The following is a 15,313-nucleotide window of genomic DNA, read 5'->3' as shown; positions in this document are numbered from 1 at the left end:
GCAGTCGGAAGTAAAGAGTGCTAAAAGGAGTGAAAGACTTTGAAAGATAGAAGAATGCAGATACTTTTCACTATCATAAATTCTTATATCTTGGGAGGAGAGCCGGTCGGTTCGAAGTCCTTGGCTGATGAATATTCTTTTGATGTATCAGCTGCCACTATCAGAAACGACATGAGTGACCTTGAGAAAAAAGGTCTCTTAAAAAAGGCTCATACTTCAAGCGGTAGGCTCCCATCAGACAAGGGTTATAGGTTTTTTGTAAACTACCTATTAGAAAATGGTTTGATTGAGAAAAAATCAAGACCTGACCTTACCAAATTAAAAAAGACTTTGGATAAAAGATACAATAATGCTAGTGATATAGTTAATTCAGCGACAAAAATTTTGGCTGGAATAACTAATCTTACAGCAGTATCAGTCACTTACAAAAATCAAATCAAATCAATTTCTAATATTGAAATGCTTAGGGTAAATGATTACTCCTTGCTTTTGATAGTAGTTTATGACAATGGCTTGATAGTAAATGACATTATCCACTTAAATTATGGTATAGAAGCTTGTGATCTTGAATTTTTAAACAATCTCTTGCAAAGAGAACTTATAGGTTCAAATATTTTGCACTTGCCTGATAAGATAAGAAAAATTGAAGAAAAGTTAAATCTAAATTATAAGTATTTACTCGATGTAATCCAAACTAAGATGGAAAATGAATCTAATAAAGATTCTAGTAAGGAAATCAAGATAGAGGGTTTGGGTAATATTTTCAACTTCAAGGAATTTGATGATATAGTTAAGGCTAAGGAATTTATCAATCTCTTTGAAAGCCCAGACATTATTACAGATTTTCTAGCTGATAATAATGATAAGAATCTTGTCATTACTATCGGCGAAGAAAACGAGATCGACCAGTTAAAAGAAAATACAATCATAACTTCATATTTTAAGGTAGATGAAAACACTATTGGTACAATCGGTGTTGTAGGTTTAACTAGGATAAATTATAAGGAAGTTATCGAAAGTATCAAGCTAGTTTCAGATTTATTAAACCAATAAGAGGAAGGTGGATGAATTGGCAGACGATATTAAAAAAGATGAAAATATCGACGAAGAAGTCGAAGATATTAAAGATATAGAAGATGAAATCGCAGAAGAAGTTGATGAAGAAGTTGTCGATGCAGAAATAGTTGATGACGAAAAAGACTCTTCAGCAAATAACGAATATATAGAAAAATATCAAAGACTAATGGCTGATTTTGCAAATTACAAGCAAAGAGAAGAAAAGGCCAAGGCAGACTTTAAGAAGTTTGCATCAAGTTCTTTGGTAGAAAAATTATTGCCAGTTTTAGACAATTTTGATAGGGCTCTTAAGGATAAGGACCCAGAAGACCCATTTGTTAAGGGAGTTATTATGACAAGAGATGAACTTCTCAAGACCCTTAAAAATGAAGGGCTAGAAGAAATTGCTTCAGATGGCGAAAAATTTGATCACAATCTTCATCATGCAGTCATGACAGAAGCAAATGACACAGTTGAAGAAGATTATATTATTGAGACATTCCAAAAAGGATACACATTAAACGGCAGAGTCCTTAGACCAGCTATGGTTAAGGTAAGCAAGTAGGAGGAAAAATTATGGCAAAAATTATAGGAATTGACTTAGGTACAACAAACTCAGCAGTAGCTGTTATGGAAGGTGGTACACCAACCATTATTCCAAATAGCGAAGGTAATAGAACTACTCCATCAGTTGTAGCTTTCTCAAAAGATGGAGAGAGATTGGTAGGTGAAACAGCTAAAAGACAAGCAATCACCAACCCACACAGAACAATATCATCAGTTAAAAGAGAGATGGGTCATGATTGGAAAAGCCCTGAAATTGATGGCAAACAATATACACCAGAAGAAATCTCAGCAATGATTCTTCAAAAATTAAAGGCAGACGCTGAGGCTTATTTGAATGATAAGGTAACAAACGCTGTAATTACAGTACCTGCTTACTTTACAGATGCTCAAAGACAAGCAACAAAAGATGCTGGACAAATCGCAGGTCTTAAAGTAGACAGAATTATAAACGAACCTACTGCAGCAGCACTTGCTTATGGTATGGACAAGGAAACTGACCAATCTAAGATTATGGTTTATGACCTTGGTGGTGGTACCTTCGATGTTTCAATCCTAGAAGTAGGTGATGGAGTATTTGAAGTATTAGCTACAAGAGGTAACAACAAATTAGGTGGAGATGACTTTGATAATGCGGTTGTAGATTATCTTGCAAGTGAATTTAAGAAAGAATCTGGAGTTGATCTAACAAAAGATTTAACAGCTATGCAAAGACTTAAAGATGCAGCTGAAAAGGCTAAGAAGGAATTATCTTCAACCCTTACAACAAATGTAAATCTACCATTTATCACAGCTGTTGATGGTCAACCAGTCCACTTAGACATCAACCTATCAAGGGCTAAATTTGATGAATTAACTCACGACTTAGTAGAAAAAACTAGAAAACCAGTAGAAGATGCTCTTCATGACGCAGGTTTATCAGCATCTGATATTGACAAGGTTCTATTAGTTGGTGGTTCTACAAGGGTGCCAGCTGTTCAAGAATTAGTAAAGAAAATAATCGGCAAAGAACCACAAAAAGATATCAACCCAGATGAATCAGTTGCAATCGGCGCAGCTATCCAAGGTGGTGTATTAACTGGTGAAGTTAAAGACCTATTACTTCTAGATGTAACACCTCTTTCTCTTGGTATTGAAACCCTTGGTGGAGTTGCTACAAAACTAATCGAAAGAAATACAACTATCCCAACAAAGAAATCACAAATCTTTACAACTGCAGCAGATGGTCAAACAGAAGTAGACATCCACGTAGTTCAAGGTGAACGTGAAATGGCAGCAGACAACACTACCCTTGGTAGGTTCCAATTAACAGGTATCCCTGCAGCAAGACGTGGTGTGCCACAAATCGAAGTAACTTTTGATATAGATGCTAACGGTATTGTAAATGTAACAGCAAAAGATCAAGGTTCTGGCAAGGAACAAAAAATAACAATTACATCTTCATCTAACTTATCAGAAGAAGAAATTGATAAGAAAATTAAGGAAGCAGAGAAATTTGCTGAAGAAGATAAGAAGAAAAAAGATGACATAGACGCTAAAAACAATGCTGAAAACCTAGTTTACCAAGCTAGAAAAACTGTAGAAGACGCTAAGCTTGAAGGCGCTGATAAAGAAAATATCGAAGCTAAGGCTAAAAAACTTGAAGAAGCAATCGGAGCTAACGATATAGACAAGATTAAGAGCCTATCAGAAGAGTTGACCAACGAAATCTACAAGGTAAGCGAAAAAATGTATAAGGCAAACGAAGCAAACGCAGGAACTAACGGCGCAAGCAATGAAGATGTTGTTGATGCTGACTATGAAGTAATCGACGAAGATGAAGAATAATCTTTTGAAAGTTTTACTATAGCTAGTATAATAAAAACAATTGATAAAAGGGGCTATTTCCTAGTGAAATAGCTTTTTTTAGTGATTGGAGGATATATGAGAGACCCATATGAAGTGCTTGGAGTAGAAAGAACTGCGACAAGTGTTGAAATAAAAAGAGAATATAGGAAACTTGCGAAAAAATACCACCCAGACTTAAATCCAGATAATGAAGAAGCTGAACAAAAGTTTAAGGAAGCAAACCTTGCTTACGAAATACTTTCAGATCCAGATAAAAAACAAAAATACGATACCTACGGAGCAGCTGCCTTTGAAAATGGAGGAGCTGGCTTTAATGGTGGATTTGGTGGAGGCTTTGGTGGTTTTGGCGATATATTTGGAGATTTATTTGGAGATGTCTTTAGCCAAGGCTATGGAGCAAACAGGAAAAGGCCTAGTAAGGGAGCTGATATCCAACAGGTAGTAAATCTTACTTTTCAAGAGGCAGCCTTTGGTACAAGCAAGGAGATACAAATAAGACGTGAGGAAGAGTGTCATGTTTGCCACGGATCAAAAGCTGACGAAGGATCAGAAACTCATACCTGTTCAACTTGTCATGGTCAAGGCGTAGTTAATGAAGTATCAAGAACACCTTTTGGGACTATGTCAAGGACTGTAACCTGCTCTAAATGTCATGGTACAGGTGAAACAATAGATAAACCATGCAAAAATTGCAAGGGTACAGGCAAGGAATATAAGTCAGAAAAAATCAAAATTGATATTCCATCAGGTGTTGAAGATAATAATGTGATTAGGCTATCAGGTAAGGGACATGTTGGAGAAAATGGTGGTCCAAATGGTGACCTTTATGTGATTCTTAGGGTAGCCAACCATGAAATATTTAAGAGAGATGGCCTTGATATTTATTATGAAATGCCAATTAGCTTTCCAACAGCAGCTCTTGGTGGAAAAATTGATGTAGCAACCCTTAGAAAATCTGTCGAATTTGAAATCCCAGCAGGAACTCAAACTGGTGAGAGATTTACCCTAAAGAATGAAGGAATCGAAGATAAGAGGACAGGTAGGACAGGTAACTTATACTTTTACGTCAAGGTCGTAACACCTACCAAGCTTTCTAAAGAGCAAAAAGAAGCCCTAAAAGCCTACGCAGAAGCAAGTGGAAGTGAAGTTAGGGAAGAAAAGTCGTTTTTTGACAAAGTAAAGGACTTTTTTGAATGAAAAACACGTACAATATCATAACTCTTGGCTGTAAGGTTAACCAATACGAATCAGAAGCTGTTGAGGAAATTTTTAAGGCAAGAGGTTTTGAAAGAAAAGAAAATAATGCAGATGTCTATGTCATAAATACTTGCACAGTTACCAATATGTCAGATAGAAAGAGTCGTCAGATGATATCTAGGGCTAGGAAAGATAATCCTGATGCCATTATAGCTGTAATGGGATGTTACTCTCAGGTTAAACCAGAAGATGTGGCGAATATCGAAGGCGTTGATATAATCCTAGGCTCAAGAAATAAGGAAGAAGTCGTTGACCTTTGCGAAGACATGCTCCAAAATAAGGAAGCTATTGATCAAGTAATATCTGTTTCGGAAGAAAAATCATTTGAAGATTTAGAAATTTCAAACCAAACAGAAATGACCAGGGCCTATATGAAAATCCAAGACGGATGCAATATGTATTGCTCATATTGTTTGATTCCTTATGCTAGGGGCAATGTCGTAAGTCGTCCAATGGATTCTATTGTCAAAGAAGCTGAGAGACTAGCAGAAAATGGTTTTAAGGAAATTGTCCTAACAGGTATCCACGTTGCAAGCTACGGCAAGGACTTCAAAGACGGAATTAGCTTAATAGATGTAATTGAAAATGTAGCAAAAGTTGATGGTATTAAAAGGATTCGCCTTTCATCAATGGAACCAAGGCACATTACCAGAGACTTCCTTGAAAGAATGAAGGCGACAAAAAAGGCCTGTGACCACTTTCACTTATCATTACAATCAGGGTCAGATGATGTCCTAAGAGCTATGAACAGGAAGTATGATACAAAAATATTTAAGGAAAAAACGGATTTAATTAGGGAAGTATTCCCAAACGCTGGATTAACCACAGATATAATTGTTGGTTTTCCTGGAGAAACAGAAGCTAACCACCAAGAAACCATGGCTTTTGTAAAGGATATTAAATTTGCCAAAACCCATTTATTCAAATATTCAAAAAGAGATGGGACAAGAGCAGCAACAATGAAGGGCCAGGTTAATGGAAATGTTAAAAAAGAGCGTCTAAAAGATTTAGAAGCAATTGAAAAAATAAATAGGGAAAAATTTTTGGAAAATCAAGTGGGTAGGACCCTATCAGTTCTATTTGAAGAAAAATCTGACATGGCTGGCTTTAAATCAGGATATTCAACCAATTATTTAAGGGTAAATGTGGAAAATCCAAGCCTTCCAACAAATGAAATTTACGATGTAAAAATCACTGGACTTATAAATGATGAATTAATCGGTGAAATAAGTTAATAAAAACTTTACTCTTAAAAATAATTGTGGTAACATATATATTAATGGGGGTGAAGTATGGATTGTGTATTTTGTAAGATTGTAGATGGAGAAATTCCTTCTAAGATAATCTACGAAGATGATGAGTTAATTGCATTTGACGACTTAGATCCACAAGCACCTATCCATTTTCTTGTTATACCAAAAAAGCACATACAAAGTTTAGAAACTCTCGATGAGTCTGATAGTGATTTGATAGGCAAGATATTTTTGGCAATCAGAAAAATTGCTCGCGAAAAGGGCATAGCTGATAACGGATATAGGATTGTCAATAACATAGGAGAAGATGGAGGACAAACTGTACCTCACATGCATTTCCATGTTCTTGGCGATAGAAGCCTACAATGGCCACCAGGCTGATTTAAGTTTAAACTAGTGCATATACGAGAGGGGGGATAGAGATGACAGAAATCAGAGTTGGAGAAAACGAATCAATCGACAGTGCGATTAAGAGATTCAAAAGACAATGCGCAAGATCCGGTGTACTTTCTGAATACAGAAGAAGAGAACACTACGAAAAACCAAGCGTTATTAAGAAAAAGAAAAACGACGCTGCTAAAAGAAAAAACAGAAAAAGAAAATAATAATTTAACCATCCACGATGTGGGTGGTTTTTTTATGGCAAAATTAAAAGTCCCAGACTTTTATTCTATCTAGGACTCTTGGTTTATACTTCAATCTTTTTTAATTATAAAATAAATAGTTAGGGCAAGATAGGTCATGTAAATGGTATATGTTATACTATTAGGCCATGGAAAGGACGCTTCTGGATGATGTAAGGCATAGTATACGAATAATACTGCTATTAGAATCATTGCCAATCCTATTTTTAAATACTTTTTACTTTTCAGCATAAAATCTCCTATTCAAAATTAATTACATATTCATAAATTTCGTTTTTAGAAAAAGAACTTTCTTTCTTAATTTCTTTGACGATTTCTTTGGTCGATTTGCCATCTCTAATCATTTCTTTTATTTTGCCGTCAAAATAAGAAATATCATCAGACTCTTCTTCTTTTTTGCCTTCCAAAATTAGGACAAATTCGCCCTTAAGGGTAATTTCTTCTGGATTTATATCTATAATTGTATAGGTCTTATATTCTTCGAATTTTTTTGTTAATTCCCTTGCTATGGTTAATTTTCTTTCTGGGAAAATTTTCTTGAAGTCCTCGATTGTTTTTGGTAGGTTGTGGACCGAGTCAAATATTATCGAAGTTTTATCTTCGTTTTTTAATTTCTCGTAAAGTTCATTTTTCTCTTTAGATTTTTTGCCGATAAATCCATAAAAGGTGAAGGCTGACATGTCTTGACCTGAGCCTATTAGGGCTGTAAGTATTGAACTTGGGCCAGGTAGGATTGTATATGAGATATTATTGTCTATACATTTTTTTATTAAGATTTCGCCAGGGTCAGACATACCAGGCATACCCTGATCGCTAATTACTCCTATTGTTACTCCTTCGTTAGCCTTTTTAATTAGTTCTTTGCTTTTGGCTTGCTCATTAAATTTGTGGTAGGAAGTTAAGGGTTTGTTAATTTCGTAAAAGTCTAAGAGTTTTTTAGATTCTCTGGTGTCTTCGCATGCAATGAGGTCGACTTTCTTTAATGTATTTATTGCCCTTAGGGTCATGTCTTCGAGGTTGCCAATCGGTGTTGGCACAAAGTATATTTGGTAGTCCATTAGTTCTCCTTATAAGTTCCGTTTATTTTTTTTACTTGGTCGGTATAGGTGCCATCTTTATAGATTATGATCGGATTTTCGATTTTAAGGCCATCTTTAGCATTTTTTACAAATTCTATTAGGATAAATTGTGGCTTGGTATCGTAGGTAGATGATACAAAACGGATTCTTTTTGGTTTCAAATTTCCCGACTCATTAAAAATTTCTACCATTCTTTCTGGTTTGTGAATCATAAAAAGTTTGCCCTTATCCTTTAGGGTCTTGTTTGCGAAAGAAAATATATTATCTAAGTTTAGGTATAGTTCTTGCCTAGATATGAGGAATTCTTTGTCCTTATTTTTGATGTTTTGGTTGATTTTATAGTAGGGAGGATTTGTTATAAGGTAATCAAGGCTATTTTCCTTAAAATTAATTTTGTTTAAGTCTTCATTTATTATTTCTATATTTTTTATGGCATTTAGGTCTAAATTTTCTTTTAGAATTTTCGCCTTGGATTTTTGGATTTCGACAGCATAGACTTTTTTTAAGTCATACAGACCCTTGGCCATCATGGCTAAAATCCCATTGCCAGAACCTATATCTAGAAGAATAGTGTTCTTTTTCATCTTAGCAAAATCAGCTAGCAGAATTGAGTCGATGCCAAAGGAATAGGCGCCGTCTATGTGAATCATTTTAAAATTTGTTCTTGGAATATAATCTAACTTTATCATACTTATATTATATCAGATATTTATAAATTTAAAATCGTTAAAATCTCGGTGACTTATTTCTAAAAATCCTATCTTGGAAGTATAATATAAGAGTAAATTAATCTTGAAAGGAGAGATTATGAAATATTTTGGTACAGATGGTTTTAGAGGCGAGGCAAATAAAAATCTTAATGTTTACCATGCTTTTAAAATTGGTAGGTTTATTGGGGATTATTTTTCTAAAAAGAATAATGGCTCTGGTAAAATTCTAATTGGTAAGGATACAAGAAGATCTTCATATATGTTCGAAGATGCCCTATCAGCTGGTATAACCTCATCAGGATCAAATGCCCATCTTTTACACGTCACACCTACTCCTTCAGTTTCATATATAACAAGAACAGAGGATTTTGATTGTGGAATTATGATTACAGCAAGCCACAATCCATATTATGACAATGGAATTAAAATTATAAATAAATACGGGGAGAAAATGCAAGATGATTTTCTCTACAAACTCGAAGAGTATATAGATTCTGATATTAAAGATATTGACCTAGCTGTCGGCGAAGAAATTGGAAGGACAGTTGACTATATCGGGGGTCGTAATAGGTACATTGCTTATCTAATCCAGACAGTTACTAAGTCCTTTGAGGGAATTAGGGTCGGACTTGATTGCGCAAATGGAGCTGCCTTTACTATAGCTAAACCAGTTTATGATGCCCTAGGTGCGGATACATTTTTGATAAATGCAGAGCCAAATGGCTTTAACATTAACAAGGATGCAGGTTCAACTCACATAGATGGACTTAGAAAATATGTAGTTGAAAATAAATTAGACCTTGGTTTTGCCTTTGACGGAGACTGTGATAGGTGTATAGCTGTTGATAATGAAGGAAATGTGATTGATGGAGATTCCATCCTTTATATATTAGCAAATTATATGAAAAAGGACGGAGCTCTTGATTCTAATACTGTTGTTACAACAGTAATGTCAAATATTGGTCTTTATAAGGCCTTTGATAAACTTGGAATTAATTACGAAAAAACAGATGTGGGCGATAAAAATGTCCACGACCGTATGTACGAAAAAGATATAGAATTAGGTGGGGAGCAGTCAGGTCATATTATAATAAAGAAGTTTGCCAATACAGGCGACGGCATTTTAACTTCTTTAAAAATAATGGAAGCTATGATTGAATCAAAAAATGATTTAAAGAGCCTAGTTCGTGACCTTAAAATCTACCCTCAAGTTTTAATAAACGTGAGAGTAAAGGATAAAAACACTGTTTTGGACAACGAAAAAGTAAGCGCGAGTGTTGAAAAAATAGAAAAAGAACTTGAAAATTCAGGAAGGGTTTTAGTTCGTAAATCAGGAACAGAACCGCTTATAAGGGTAATGGTAGAAGCTGAGACAGAAAAAATTGCAAATGATTCTGCTATGGAAATAGTCAATACCATTAAGGAAAATGGCCTAAGCCTTGATTAAGGATTGTAAGAGTGGAAGAGAAATTGATATAAGAGAGAGTTTTTTAATTGTGAGGGGTAGGGTTTACGCAAAAGAATCCTATGTTGTCTTTGATACATCAAAAATTAAGGCCTATCCACCTCTTGTGTATTATGACAGGGAAGATGAATACTTAGGAAGGTTTGAAGAAGAAGGTCTCTATGAATTTGATGACATTGAAGATATTCTTCTTTCTTATAGTGATTGCTGCTTTTCGAACCATGATTTAGATGACCTTAGACAACTACTTGTCAAAAAAAGAGAAGAATTCGTAAGAAAACTCTTAAATTAAATCTCAAGGTGTTGACAAGAGTTGACTTAACAGGTAATATATATGATTGTATGGAAGTATCCGTATAAACAAATAGGAGGTGTTTTATGAGAGTTAAAGTTAAATTAGAATGCACAGAATGCAAAAACAGAAACTATGATACAACAAAAAACAAAACCCATCATAGTGAGAGAATTGAGCTTAAAAAATACTGCCCATTCTGCAAAAAACACACAGTTCATAAAGAAACAAGGTAGGAGATTAAATGGCTAAGAAACAAGATTCTTTCTTCGCTGGAGTAAGTAAAGAATACAAAAAGATCCAATGGCCTGTCAAGAAGACTACATTAGAGTATACTTTAATAGTAATCGCCATCAGTGCAACAACAGGTGTTGCTATCTGGGTTCTTGATAAGATTTTCCATTTCCTACTATCAACAATATTGTAGGTGGACAATGACTGATTCTTTAAACTTTGAAACCAATAAGGAAGAAGAAAAAGAAGCTTTATTAACCGAAATAGAAAAAAAAGCAAGGTGGTATGTAGTTCACACCTATACTGGCTATGAAAATAGGGTTGCTGATAAGATTCAAATGATGATCGACAATGAGCAAAACCCAGATATAGTAGATGTGACTGTGCCAACTGAAGAGTATGTTGAGGTTAAGAATAACGACAAGAAAGTAAAGACAAGAAAGTTATTCCCTGGCTATGTAATGGTCAAAATGAACGTTACAAGTAAATCTTGGTATATAATTAGAAACACCCAAGGTGTTACAGGTTTTGTTGGTCCAGATGGGGATCCAGTACCATTAACAAAGGCTGAAGTGAGAAAATTCGGCGTAAAGGAAAAAGAACCTGTATTAAATATCAAAGTAAAACCAGGAGATGACGTAAATATCATTGCTGGCCCATTCAAAGACTTTGTTGCAAAGATTGATGAAATTGATAATGAAAAGGGCATTATAAAAGCATACGTAGATATGTTCGGTCGTGATACACTCATAGACCTAGAATATAGTGATATTGAATAAATTTAGTACTGTCTAAATAGTGGGAGGGGTAACCCGAATCACCACAAGGAGGTAAATTATGGCAGAAAAAGATATACAAGCGATAGTAAAACTACAAGTACCAGCAGGAGCTGCATCACCAGCACCACCAGTAGGAACCGCATTAGGTCCTCATGGAATCAACATAATGGAATTTGTTCAAGCATTTAATGCTAAGACAGCTGACCAAGCTGGAATGATTATACCGGTTGAAATGACTATTTTTACGGATAGAACATTCAAATTTATAACTAAAACACCACCAGCACCAGTATTAATCAAAAAAGCTATCAACCTAGCAAAGGGTTCAGGTGAACCAAACAAAAATAAAGTTGGCTCAATCAAGAGAAGCCAACTTGAAGAAATTGCTAAAACTAAGATGGAAGATCTTAATGCTGCAAGCTTAGAAGCTGCAGTAAGCATGATAGCAGGAACAGCAAGAAGTATGGGAGTCACTGTAGAAGATTAGTGGGAGAGTTTACTCGTTGACCACAGGAGGTATTAAATGGCTAAAAGAGGAAAAAAATATATAGAATCAAAAGCTTTATATGATTCTACTAAAGAATATGAATTAAACGAAGCACTTGAAATTGTTGAAAAAACTGCAAAGGCGAAATTTGATGAAACTGTAGAACTACACTTTAGCTTAGGTGTTGACAGCAGACATGCTGACCAACAAGTTAGAGGCACAGTTATTTTGCCACACGGTACTGGTAAGGTACAAAAAGTACTTGCCTTCGTAAAAGACGATAGAATAGATGAAGCACTAGCAGCAGGTGCTGACTATGCAGGTAACGAAGAATATGCTGAAAAAATCCAAAAAGATGGTTGGTTAGATTTTGACGTAGTAATTGCTACACCAGATATGATGGCTACAGTAGGTAGACTTGGTAGGGTACTTGGTCCTCAAGGCTTAATGCCAAACCCAAAAACTGGTACAGTTACAAATGACGTTAAACAAGCTGTCGAAGATATCAAAGCAGGTAAGGTTGAGTATAGAACAGACAAGGCTAACTTAATCCACGTACCAGCTGGTAAGGTATCATTTGGAGCAAACAAACTAGCTGAAAACATAAAAGCTCTAATAACAGAAGTTGTTAAGGCAAGACCAGCAGCAGCAAAGGGTAAATATATCAAATCAATCACAGTTGCATCTACAATGGGTCCTGGTGTAAAATTACAAGCAAGCAGGGCAAGCGAATTAGTAGAAACAAAATAATTTGCAATATTATTAGATTGGTGATATAATATATAAGTCAAATAAACAGGCTACCAAAGACTACGCAGACAGCAATGTTTAATAATTGCGTATAGGTGGGAGAAATTAACTACATCCCCACCGATGTAGGCGCTATTAAGGTGTCTATATAAAGTGGGGTTTTTATATGCCTACCATTAGCCTTAGGAGGTGAAAAAGTGAGCGAAAAAGCTATAGCAGCTAAACAGCTAGTAGTTGATGAAATCAAAGCTAAAATCGAAGGTTCACAATCTGTGACACTTGTAGGTTTTAACGGAATGGACGTTAAGGAAATCACAGAATTACGTAACAAGTTCAGAGAAAAAGACGCTGAATATAAAGTTTACAAAAATACTATGATGAGATTTGCTTTCCAAGAACTAGGTTATGATGAATTAATCGAAGACCTAAAAGGAGCAAACGCCCTAGTATTTTCTAAACATGATTTAGTAGACGGACCAAAGATAGCAGTTGACTACAGAAAAGAAAAAGAAGCAAATGAAGAAAAATTAGTTTTGAAATCAGGTATAGTTGAGGGTAATTACCAAAATGGCCAACAAATGATGGCAATAGCTACATTACCAGCTACAGAAGTATTACACTCAATGCTTGCAAATGTATTACAAGCACCTATTAGAACTCTTGCCGGAGATCTTAACAACACAATTTCTAAACTTGCTATTGCCCTTAATGAAGTGGCAAATAAGAAACAAAACGAAGCAGCATAATAAAATAATAATTAAAATTTAAGGAGAAATAAAATGGCATCAGAAAAAGTAACAAACTTATTAGAAGAAATCAAAAATCTTACAGTTCTTGAACTTTCAGAACTAGTTAAAGCAATCGAAGAAGAATTTGAAGTATCAGCTCAAGCAGCAGTTGCAGTAGCAGCACCAGCAGCAGGTGGAGCTGAAGCAGCAGGCGCAGCAGAAAAAACAGAATTCACAGTAGTTCTTAAATCAGCTGGTCAATCTAAAATCAACGTTATCAAAGTAGTTAAAGATCTTGCAGGTCTTGGACTAAAAGAAGCTAAGGCTCTAGTTGATGGAGCTCCAGCTAACGTTCTTGAAGGTGTTGCTAAAGATAAGGCTGAAGAAGTTAAAGCAGCTCTAGAAGAAGCAGGCGCTGAAGTAGAATTAGCATAATTTAATTAATTTATCTAGGTTTAGCCTAGAAAACCTCCTAGCTAGTTGTTAGGAGGTTTTGTTTTTAATTAATATAATAGATAATGTTTTTATATAGACACCTTTGTTTATAGGCATAATTTGTTTTTATATGCAATTATATTATATTTTTACTAGTAGATTGATTTAGAGAATCATTCGCAAATGATTGACAAATAGACATTTTATCGTATATTATCTGGTAGAAAGGTGTGGGAGAATATGCATGAGTTAATAGAAAGTTTAAGGGATGAAAACTACGAAAAAAGACTTAATAAGTTAAAAAAAATCCTTCAAGATAAAAAAATCAGGATATCTCACCAAAGGCTATTAATTTTGGATTATTTGATTACCCATCCAATCCATCCAACAGCAGAAAAGATTTTTAAGGATCTTAAAAGCAAGGATCCTGTTATCAGTCAAGCAACAGTTTATAATAGCTTGAACCTTTTTGTGAAACATAAGTTGGTCAAAGAACTTGATTTTAATATGACTTCAAAAAGATATGAATTCAAAAAACCTAGTCATGGTCACTTTATTTGTGAAGTTTGTGGAAAAATAGAAGATTTAGAAATAACTGATATTGCAAAACCTGCTAGGCTAAAAGATTATACGATTGACACTACTGAAGTAATCTACAGGGGGATTTGCCCTGATTGTAAATAATAGATTTAGCGTTTTATAAACGCTTTTTTATTTGACTAAATACCGGTATTTGTGGAGGATCTACTATTGCAGCAATAGCACCAGTTATAGAAGCAGAGTATACTGATATAGCCTATGCTATGAGTGCTACATTTTTATTTGATATGTTTATGATAATTGCCGTACCTATTATGGGTAGGGCAATGGGACAAAGTGATATGGCATACGGACTTTGGACAGGAACTGCTGTAAATGACACTTCAAGTGTAGTAGCTGCAGGATTTTCCTACTCAGATGCAGCTGGTGATTTTGCAACCATGGTAAAACTTACAAGGAGCCTTTCAATCATTTCTGTAGTATTAATTTTTAGACTCATCCATCATAGACTTGAAGTAAAAAAATGGGACATGAATATGTTGAAAAGAAATTTATGCTAAGCTAAATCGTTCCATTTTTTATAATTGTATTTTTAATTATGGTAATGCTAAATTCCCTAGGTTTTAAATCTGAAGAATTATCAAGCAACCTAAAAGATATATCGAAATTTTTGATGGTAGCAGCCCTTGCTGCTATTGGTTTAAATACCAAATATAGGGATATGAAAAAAGCTGGCATCAATCCTATGCTACATGGATTTATAATATCCTTACTTGTAGTTATGGTAGCAATATTAGTTATTTATTTCATGGGAATGGTATAAAAAAACGTCTTTGCTTTGATTAAACTTAGCAAGGACGTTTTTAATTTATAGTTAAAAATTTACAAAAAAAATGGAGCCGCTTCCCGGAATTGAACCGAGGACCTCTTCCTTACCATGGAAGCGCTCTACCTACTGAGCTAAAGCGGCACATTTATTATTATACAAGCTAATTTTGTAAATACAAGTTCAAAAATATAATAAATTTGTAGAAATTAATAGAATTTTTTTATCATATATGGTAGAATAATGTATATGAGTACATTAGGAGGAATTAATGAGCAAACAAACATTTGAAAGAAGCAAACCACATATTAACATTGGTACAATCGGCCACGTAGACCACGGTAAAACAACAACAACAGCAGCAAT

General features: G+C 34.8%; 23 protein-coding genes and 1 tRNA gene. 20 read left to right on the top strand and 4 right to left on the bottom strand.

What is annotated here, in order from left to right; all coding sequences use genetic code 11:
• Positions 1-39 precede the first annotated feature (39 nt).
• The 7 genes from hrcA to rpsU all read left to right on the top strand — a co-directional run bounded on the left by hrcA (position 40) and on the right by rpsU (position 6,583).
• Positions 40-1,053, top strand: a complete 1,014-nt coding sequence (hrcA, locus tag HMPREF1630_RS04380; protein ID WP_037327444.1) for a heat-inducible transcriptional repressor HrcA — start codon at positions 40-42, stop codon at positions 1,051-1,053.
• A 16-nt stretch (positions 1,054-1,069) separates the two neighbouring features.
• Positions 1,070-1,621 (top strand): nucleotide exchange factor GrpE, encoded by a 552-nt coding sequence (grpE, locus tag HMPREF1630_RS04375; RefSeq protein ID WP_037327501.1) that lies wholly within the window; start codon positions 1,070-1,072, stop codon positions 1,619-1,621.
• Positions 1,622-1,632: 11 nt separating this feature from the next.
• The gene (gene dnaK / locus HMPREF1630_RS04370) at positions 1,633-3,447 is read left to right on the top strand and encodes a molecular chaperone DnaK (protein WP_037327441.1); all 1,815 of its coding nucleotides are present in this window, start codon (positions 1,633-1,635) and stop codon (positions 3,445-3,447) included.
• Between the two features lie 96 nt (positions 3,448-3,543).
• Complete coding sequence (gene dnaJ, locus HMPREF1630_RS04365; RefSeq protein ID WP_037327440.1) at positions 3,544-4,665, top strand: molecular chaperone DnaJ; 1,122 nt, start codon at positions 3,544-3,546, stop codon at positions 4,663-4,665.
• Positions 4,662-5,960 (top strand): tRNA (N(6)-L-threonylcarbamoyladenosine(37)-C(2))-methylthiotransferase MtaB, encoded by a 1,299-nt coding sequence (gene mtaB, locus HMPREF1630_RS04360; protein ID WP_037327438.1) that lies wholly within the window; start codon positions 4,662-4,664, stop codon positions 5,958-5,960. The genes dnaJ and mtaB overlap by 4 nt, the downstream gene beginning before the upstream one ends.
• Before the next feature lie 57 nt (positions 5,961-6,017).
• The gene (locus tag HMPREF1630_RS04355) at positions 6,018-6,359 is read left to right on the top strand and encodes a histidine triad nucleotide-binding protein (protein ID WP_004828820.1); all 342 of its coding nucleotides are present in this window, start codon (positions 6,018-6,020) and stop codon (positions 6,357-6,359) included.
• A gap of 41 nt (positions 6,360-6,400) precedes the next feature.
• Complete coding sequence (gene rpsU / locus HMPREF1630_RS04350) at positions 6,401-6,583, top strand: 30S ribosomal protein S21 (protein ID WP_004828821.1); 183 nt, start codon at positions 6,401-6,403, stop codon at positions 6,581-6,583.
• Positions 6,584-6,673: 90 nt separating this feature from the next.
• On the opposite strand, the gene HMPREF1630_RS04345 is transcribed toward rpsU, so the two are convergent.
• Genes HMPREF1630_RS04345 through HMPREF1630_RS04335 form a run of 3 tightly spaced genes read right to left on the bottom strand, consistent with a single transcriptional unit; the run spans position 6,674 to position 8,390 of the window.
• Positions 6,674-6,853 carry a hypothetical protein gene (locus HMPREF1630_RS04345; RefSeq protein WP_004828822.1) on the bottom strand — a complete coding sequence of 60 codons (180 nt, stop codon included), beginning with the start codon at positions 6,851-6,853 and terminating at the stop codon, positions 6,674-6,676.
• Positions 6,854-6,861: 8 nt separating this feature from the next.
• Complete coding sequence (gene rsmI / locus HMPREF1630_RS04340; protein ID WP_037327437.1) at positions 6,862-7,680, bottom strand: 16S rRNA (cytidine(1402)-2'-O)-methyltransferase; 819 nt, start codon at positions 7,678-7,680, stop codon at positions 6,862-6,864.
• The gene (locus tag HMPREF1630_RS04335; protein ID WP_037327435.1) at positions 7,680-8,390 is read right to left on the bottom strand and encodes a tRNA1(Val) (adenine(37)-N6)-methyltransferase; all 711 of its coding nucleotides are present in this window, start codon (positions 8,388-8,390) and stop codon (positions 7,680-7,682) included. Before HMPREF1630_RS04335 ends, rsmI begins: the two co-directional genes overlap by 1 nt.
• Positions 8,391-8,508: 118 nt before the next feature.
• On the opposite strand from HMPREF1630_RS04335, the gene glmM reads away from it, so the two are divergent.
• From glmM to HMPREF1630_RS09710, 12 genes are all read left to right on the top strand, one after another.
• Complete coding sequence (gene glmM / locus HMPREF1630_RS04330) at positions 8,509-9,858, top strand: phosphoglucosamine mutase (protein ID WP_037327434.1); 1,350 nt, start codon at positions 8,509-8,511, stop codon at positions 9,856-9,858.
• A complete protein-coding gene (locus HMPREF1630_RS04325) occupies positions 9,851-10,168 on the top strand; it encodes a hypothetical protein (RefSeq protein WP_004828826.1) in 318 nt (105 codons plus the stop codon). Before glmM ends, HMPREF1630_RS04325 begins: the two co-directional genes overlap by 8 nt.
• 86 nt (positions 10,169-10,254) lie before the next feature.
• Positions 10,255-10,404, top strand: coding sequence for a 50S ribosomal protein L33 (gene rpmG, locus HMPREF1630_RS04320; RefSeq protein WP_004828827.1), 150 nt, complete (start codon positions 10,255-10,257; stop codon positions 10,402-10,404).
• 8 nt (positions 10,405-10,412) lie between these two features.
• Positions 10,413-10,595: a preprotein translocase subunit SecE gene (gene secE / locus HMPREF1630_RS04315; protein WP_004828828.1), complete on the top strand. Its 183-nt coding sequence runs from the start codon at positions 10,413-10,415 to the stop codon at positions 10,593-10,595.
• Positions 10,596-10,602: 7 nt separating this feature from the next.
• Entirely contained in the window at positions 10,603-11,181 is a 579-nt protein-coding gene (nusG, locus tag HMPREF1630_RS04310) for a transcription termination/antitermination protein NusG (protein ID WP_004828829.1), read from the top strand.
• 58 nt (positions 11,182-11,239) lie between these two features.
• Positions 11,240-11,668 (top strand): 50S ribosomal protein L11, encoded by a 429-nt coding sequence (rplK, locus tag HMPREF1630_RS04305; RefSeq protein ID WP_004828830.1) that lies wholly within the window; start codon positions 11,240-11,242, stop codon positions 11,666-11,668.
• A 36-nt stretch (positions 11,669-11,704) separates the two neighbouring features.
• Entirely contained in the window at positions 11,705-12,418 is a 714-nt protein-coding gene (gene rplA, locus HMPREF1630_RS04300; RefSeq protein WP_004828831.1) for a 50S ribosomal protein L1, read from the top strand.
• 197 nt (positions 12,419-12,615) lie between these two features.
• Positions 12,616-13,164, top strand: a complete 549-nt coding sequence (gene rplJ, locus HMPREF1630_RS04295) for a 50S ribosomal protein L10 (protein ID WP_004828832.1) — start codon at positions 12,616-12,618, stop codon at positions 13,162-13,164.
• A 33-nt stretch (positions 13,165-13,197) separates the two neighbouring features.
• Positions 13,198-13,581, top strand: coding sequence for a 50S ribosomal protein L7/L12 (rplL, locus tag HMPREF1630_RS04290; protein ID WP_004828833.1), 384 nt, complete (start codon positions 13,198-13,200; stop codon positions 13,579-13,581).
• A 240-nt stretch (positions 13,582-13,821) separates the two neighbouring features.
• The gene (locus tag HMPREF1630_RS04285) at positions 13,822-14,265 is read left to right on the top strand and encodes a Fur family transcriptional regulator (protein ID WP_037327430.1); all 444 of its coding nucleotides are present in this window, start codon (positions 13,822-13,824) and stop codon (positions 14,263-14,265) included.
• Between the two features lie 47 nt (positions 14,266-14,312).
• Positions 14,313-14,681, top strand: a complete 369-nt coding sequence (locus tag HMPREF1630_RS09715) for a putative sulfate exporter family transporter (RefSeq protein WP_081931870.1) — start codon at positions 14,313-14,315, stop codon at positions 14,679-14,681.
• 5 nt (positions 14,682-14,686) lie between these two features.
• Positions 14,687-14,944, top strand: a complete 258-nt coding sequence (locus HMPREF1630_RS09710; protein ID WP_407919090.1) for a putative sulfate exporter family transporter — start codon at positions 14,687-14,689, stop codon at positions 14,942-14,944.
• 71 nt (positions 14,945-15,015) lie between these two features.
• On the opposite strand, the gene HMPREF1630_RS04275 is transcribed toward HMPREF1630_RS09710, so the two are convergent.
• Positions 15,016-15,091, bottom strand: a tRNA-Thr gene (locus tag HMPREF1630_RS04275).
• A 127-nt stretch (positions 15,092-15,218) separates the two neighbouring features.
• Between HMPREF1630_RS04275 and HMPREF1630_RS04270 the strand changes: the two genes are divergently transcribed.
• Positions 15,219-15,313: GTP-binding protein (locus tag HMPREF1630_RS04270; protein WP_037327426.1), on the top strand; the 95-nt coding region annotated here is incomplete at its 3' end.

Source organism: Anaerococcus lactolyticus S7-1-13 (assembly GCF_000758765.1).
In the GTDB taxonomy this organism is placed as follows: domain Bacteria; phylum Bacillota; class Clostridia; order Tissierellales; family Peptoniphilaceae; genus Anaerococcus; species Anaerococcus lactolyticus.
The sequence above is the reverse complement of the archived record's forward strand: the minus strand, read 5'-3'. Positions and strand labels throughout refer to the sequence as shown.

Coding starts and splice junctions, on each gene's coding strand:
- dnaK (WP_037327441.1), top strand. CDS start 1,633: ATGGCAAAAATTATAGGAATTGACTTAGGTACAACAAACTCAGCAGTA.
- dnaJ (WP_037327440.1), top strand. CDS start 3,544: ATGAGAGACCCATATGAAGTGCTTGGAGTAGAAAGAACTGCGACAAGT.
- mtaB (WP_037327438.1), top strand. CDS start 4,662: ATGAAAAACACGTACAATATCATAACTCTTGGCTGTAAGGTTAACCAA.
- HMPREF1630_RS04355 (WP_004828820.1), top strand. CDS start 6,018: ATGGATTGTGTATTTTGTAAGATTGTAGATGGAGAAATTCCTTCTAAG.
- rpsU (WP_004828821.1), top strand. CDS start 6,401: ATGACAGAAATCAGAGTTGGAGAAAACGAATCAATCGACAGTGCGATT.
- HMPREF1630_RS04345 (WP_004828822.1), bottom strand. CDS start 6,853: ATGCTGAAAAGTAAAAAGTATTTAAAAATAGGATTGGCAATGATTCTA.
- rsmI (WP_037327437.1), bottom strand. CDS start 7,680: ATGGACTACCAAATATACTTTGTGCCAACACCGATTGGCAACCTCGAA.
- HMPREF1630_RS04335 (WP_037327435.1), bottom strand. CDS start 8,390: ATGATAAAGTTAGATTATATTCCAAGAACAAATTTTAAAATGATTCAC.
- glmM (WP_037327434.1), top strand. CDS start 8,509: ATGAAATATTTTGGTACAGATGGTTTTAGAGGCGAGGCAAATAAAAAT.
- rpmG (WP_004828827.1), top strand. CDS start 10,255: ATGAGAGTTAAAGTTAAATTAGAATGCACAGAATGCAAAAACAGAAAC.
- secE (WP_004828828.1), top strand. CDS start 10,413: ATGGCTAAGAAACAAGATTCTTTCTTCGCTGGAGTAAGTAAAGAATAC.
- nusG (WP_004828829.1), top strand. CDS start 10,603: ATGACTGATTCTTTAAACTTTGAAACCAATAAGGAAGAAGAAAAAGAA.
- rplK (WP_004828830.1), top strand. CDS start 11,240: ATGGCAGAAAAAGATATACAAGCGATAGTAAAACTACAAGTACCAGCA.
- rplA (WP_004828831.1), top strand. CDS start 11,705: ATGGCTAAAAGAGGAAAAAAATATATAGAATCAAAAGCTTTATATGAT.
- rplL (WP_004828833.1), top strand. CDS start 13,198: ATGGCATCAGAAAAAGTAACAAACTTATTAGAAGAAATCAAAAATCTT.
- HMPREF1630_RS04285 (WP_037327430.1), top strand. CDS start 13,822: ATGCATGAGTTAATAGAAAGTTTAAGGGATGAAAACTACGAAAAAAGA.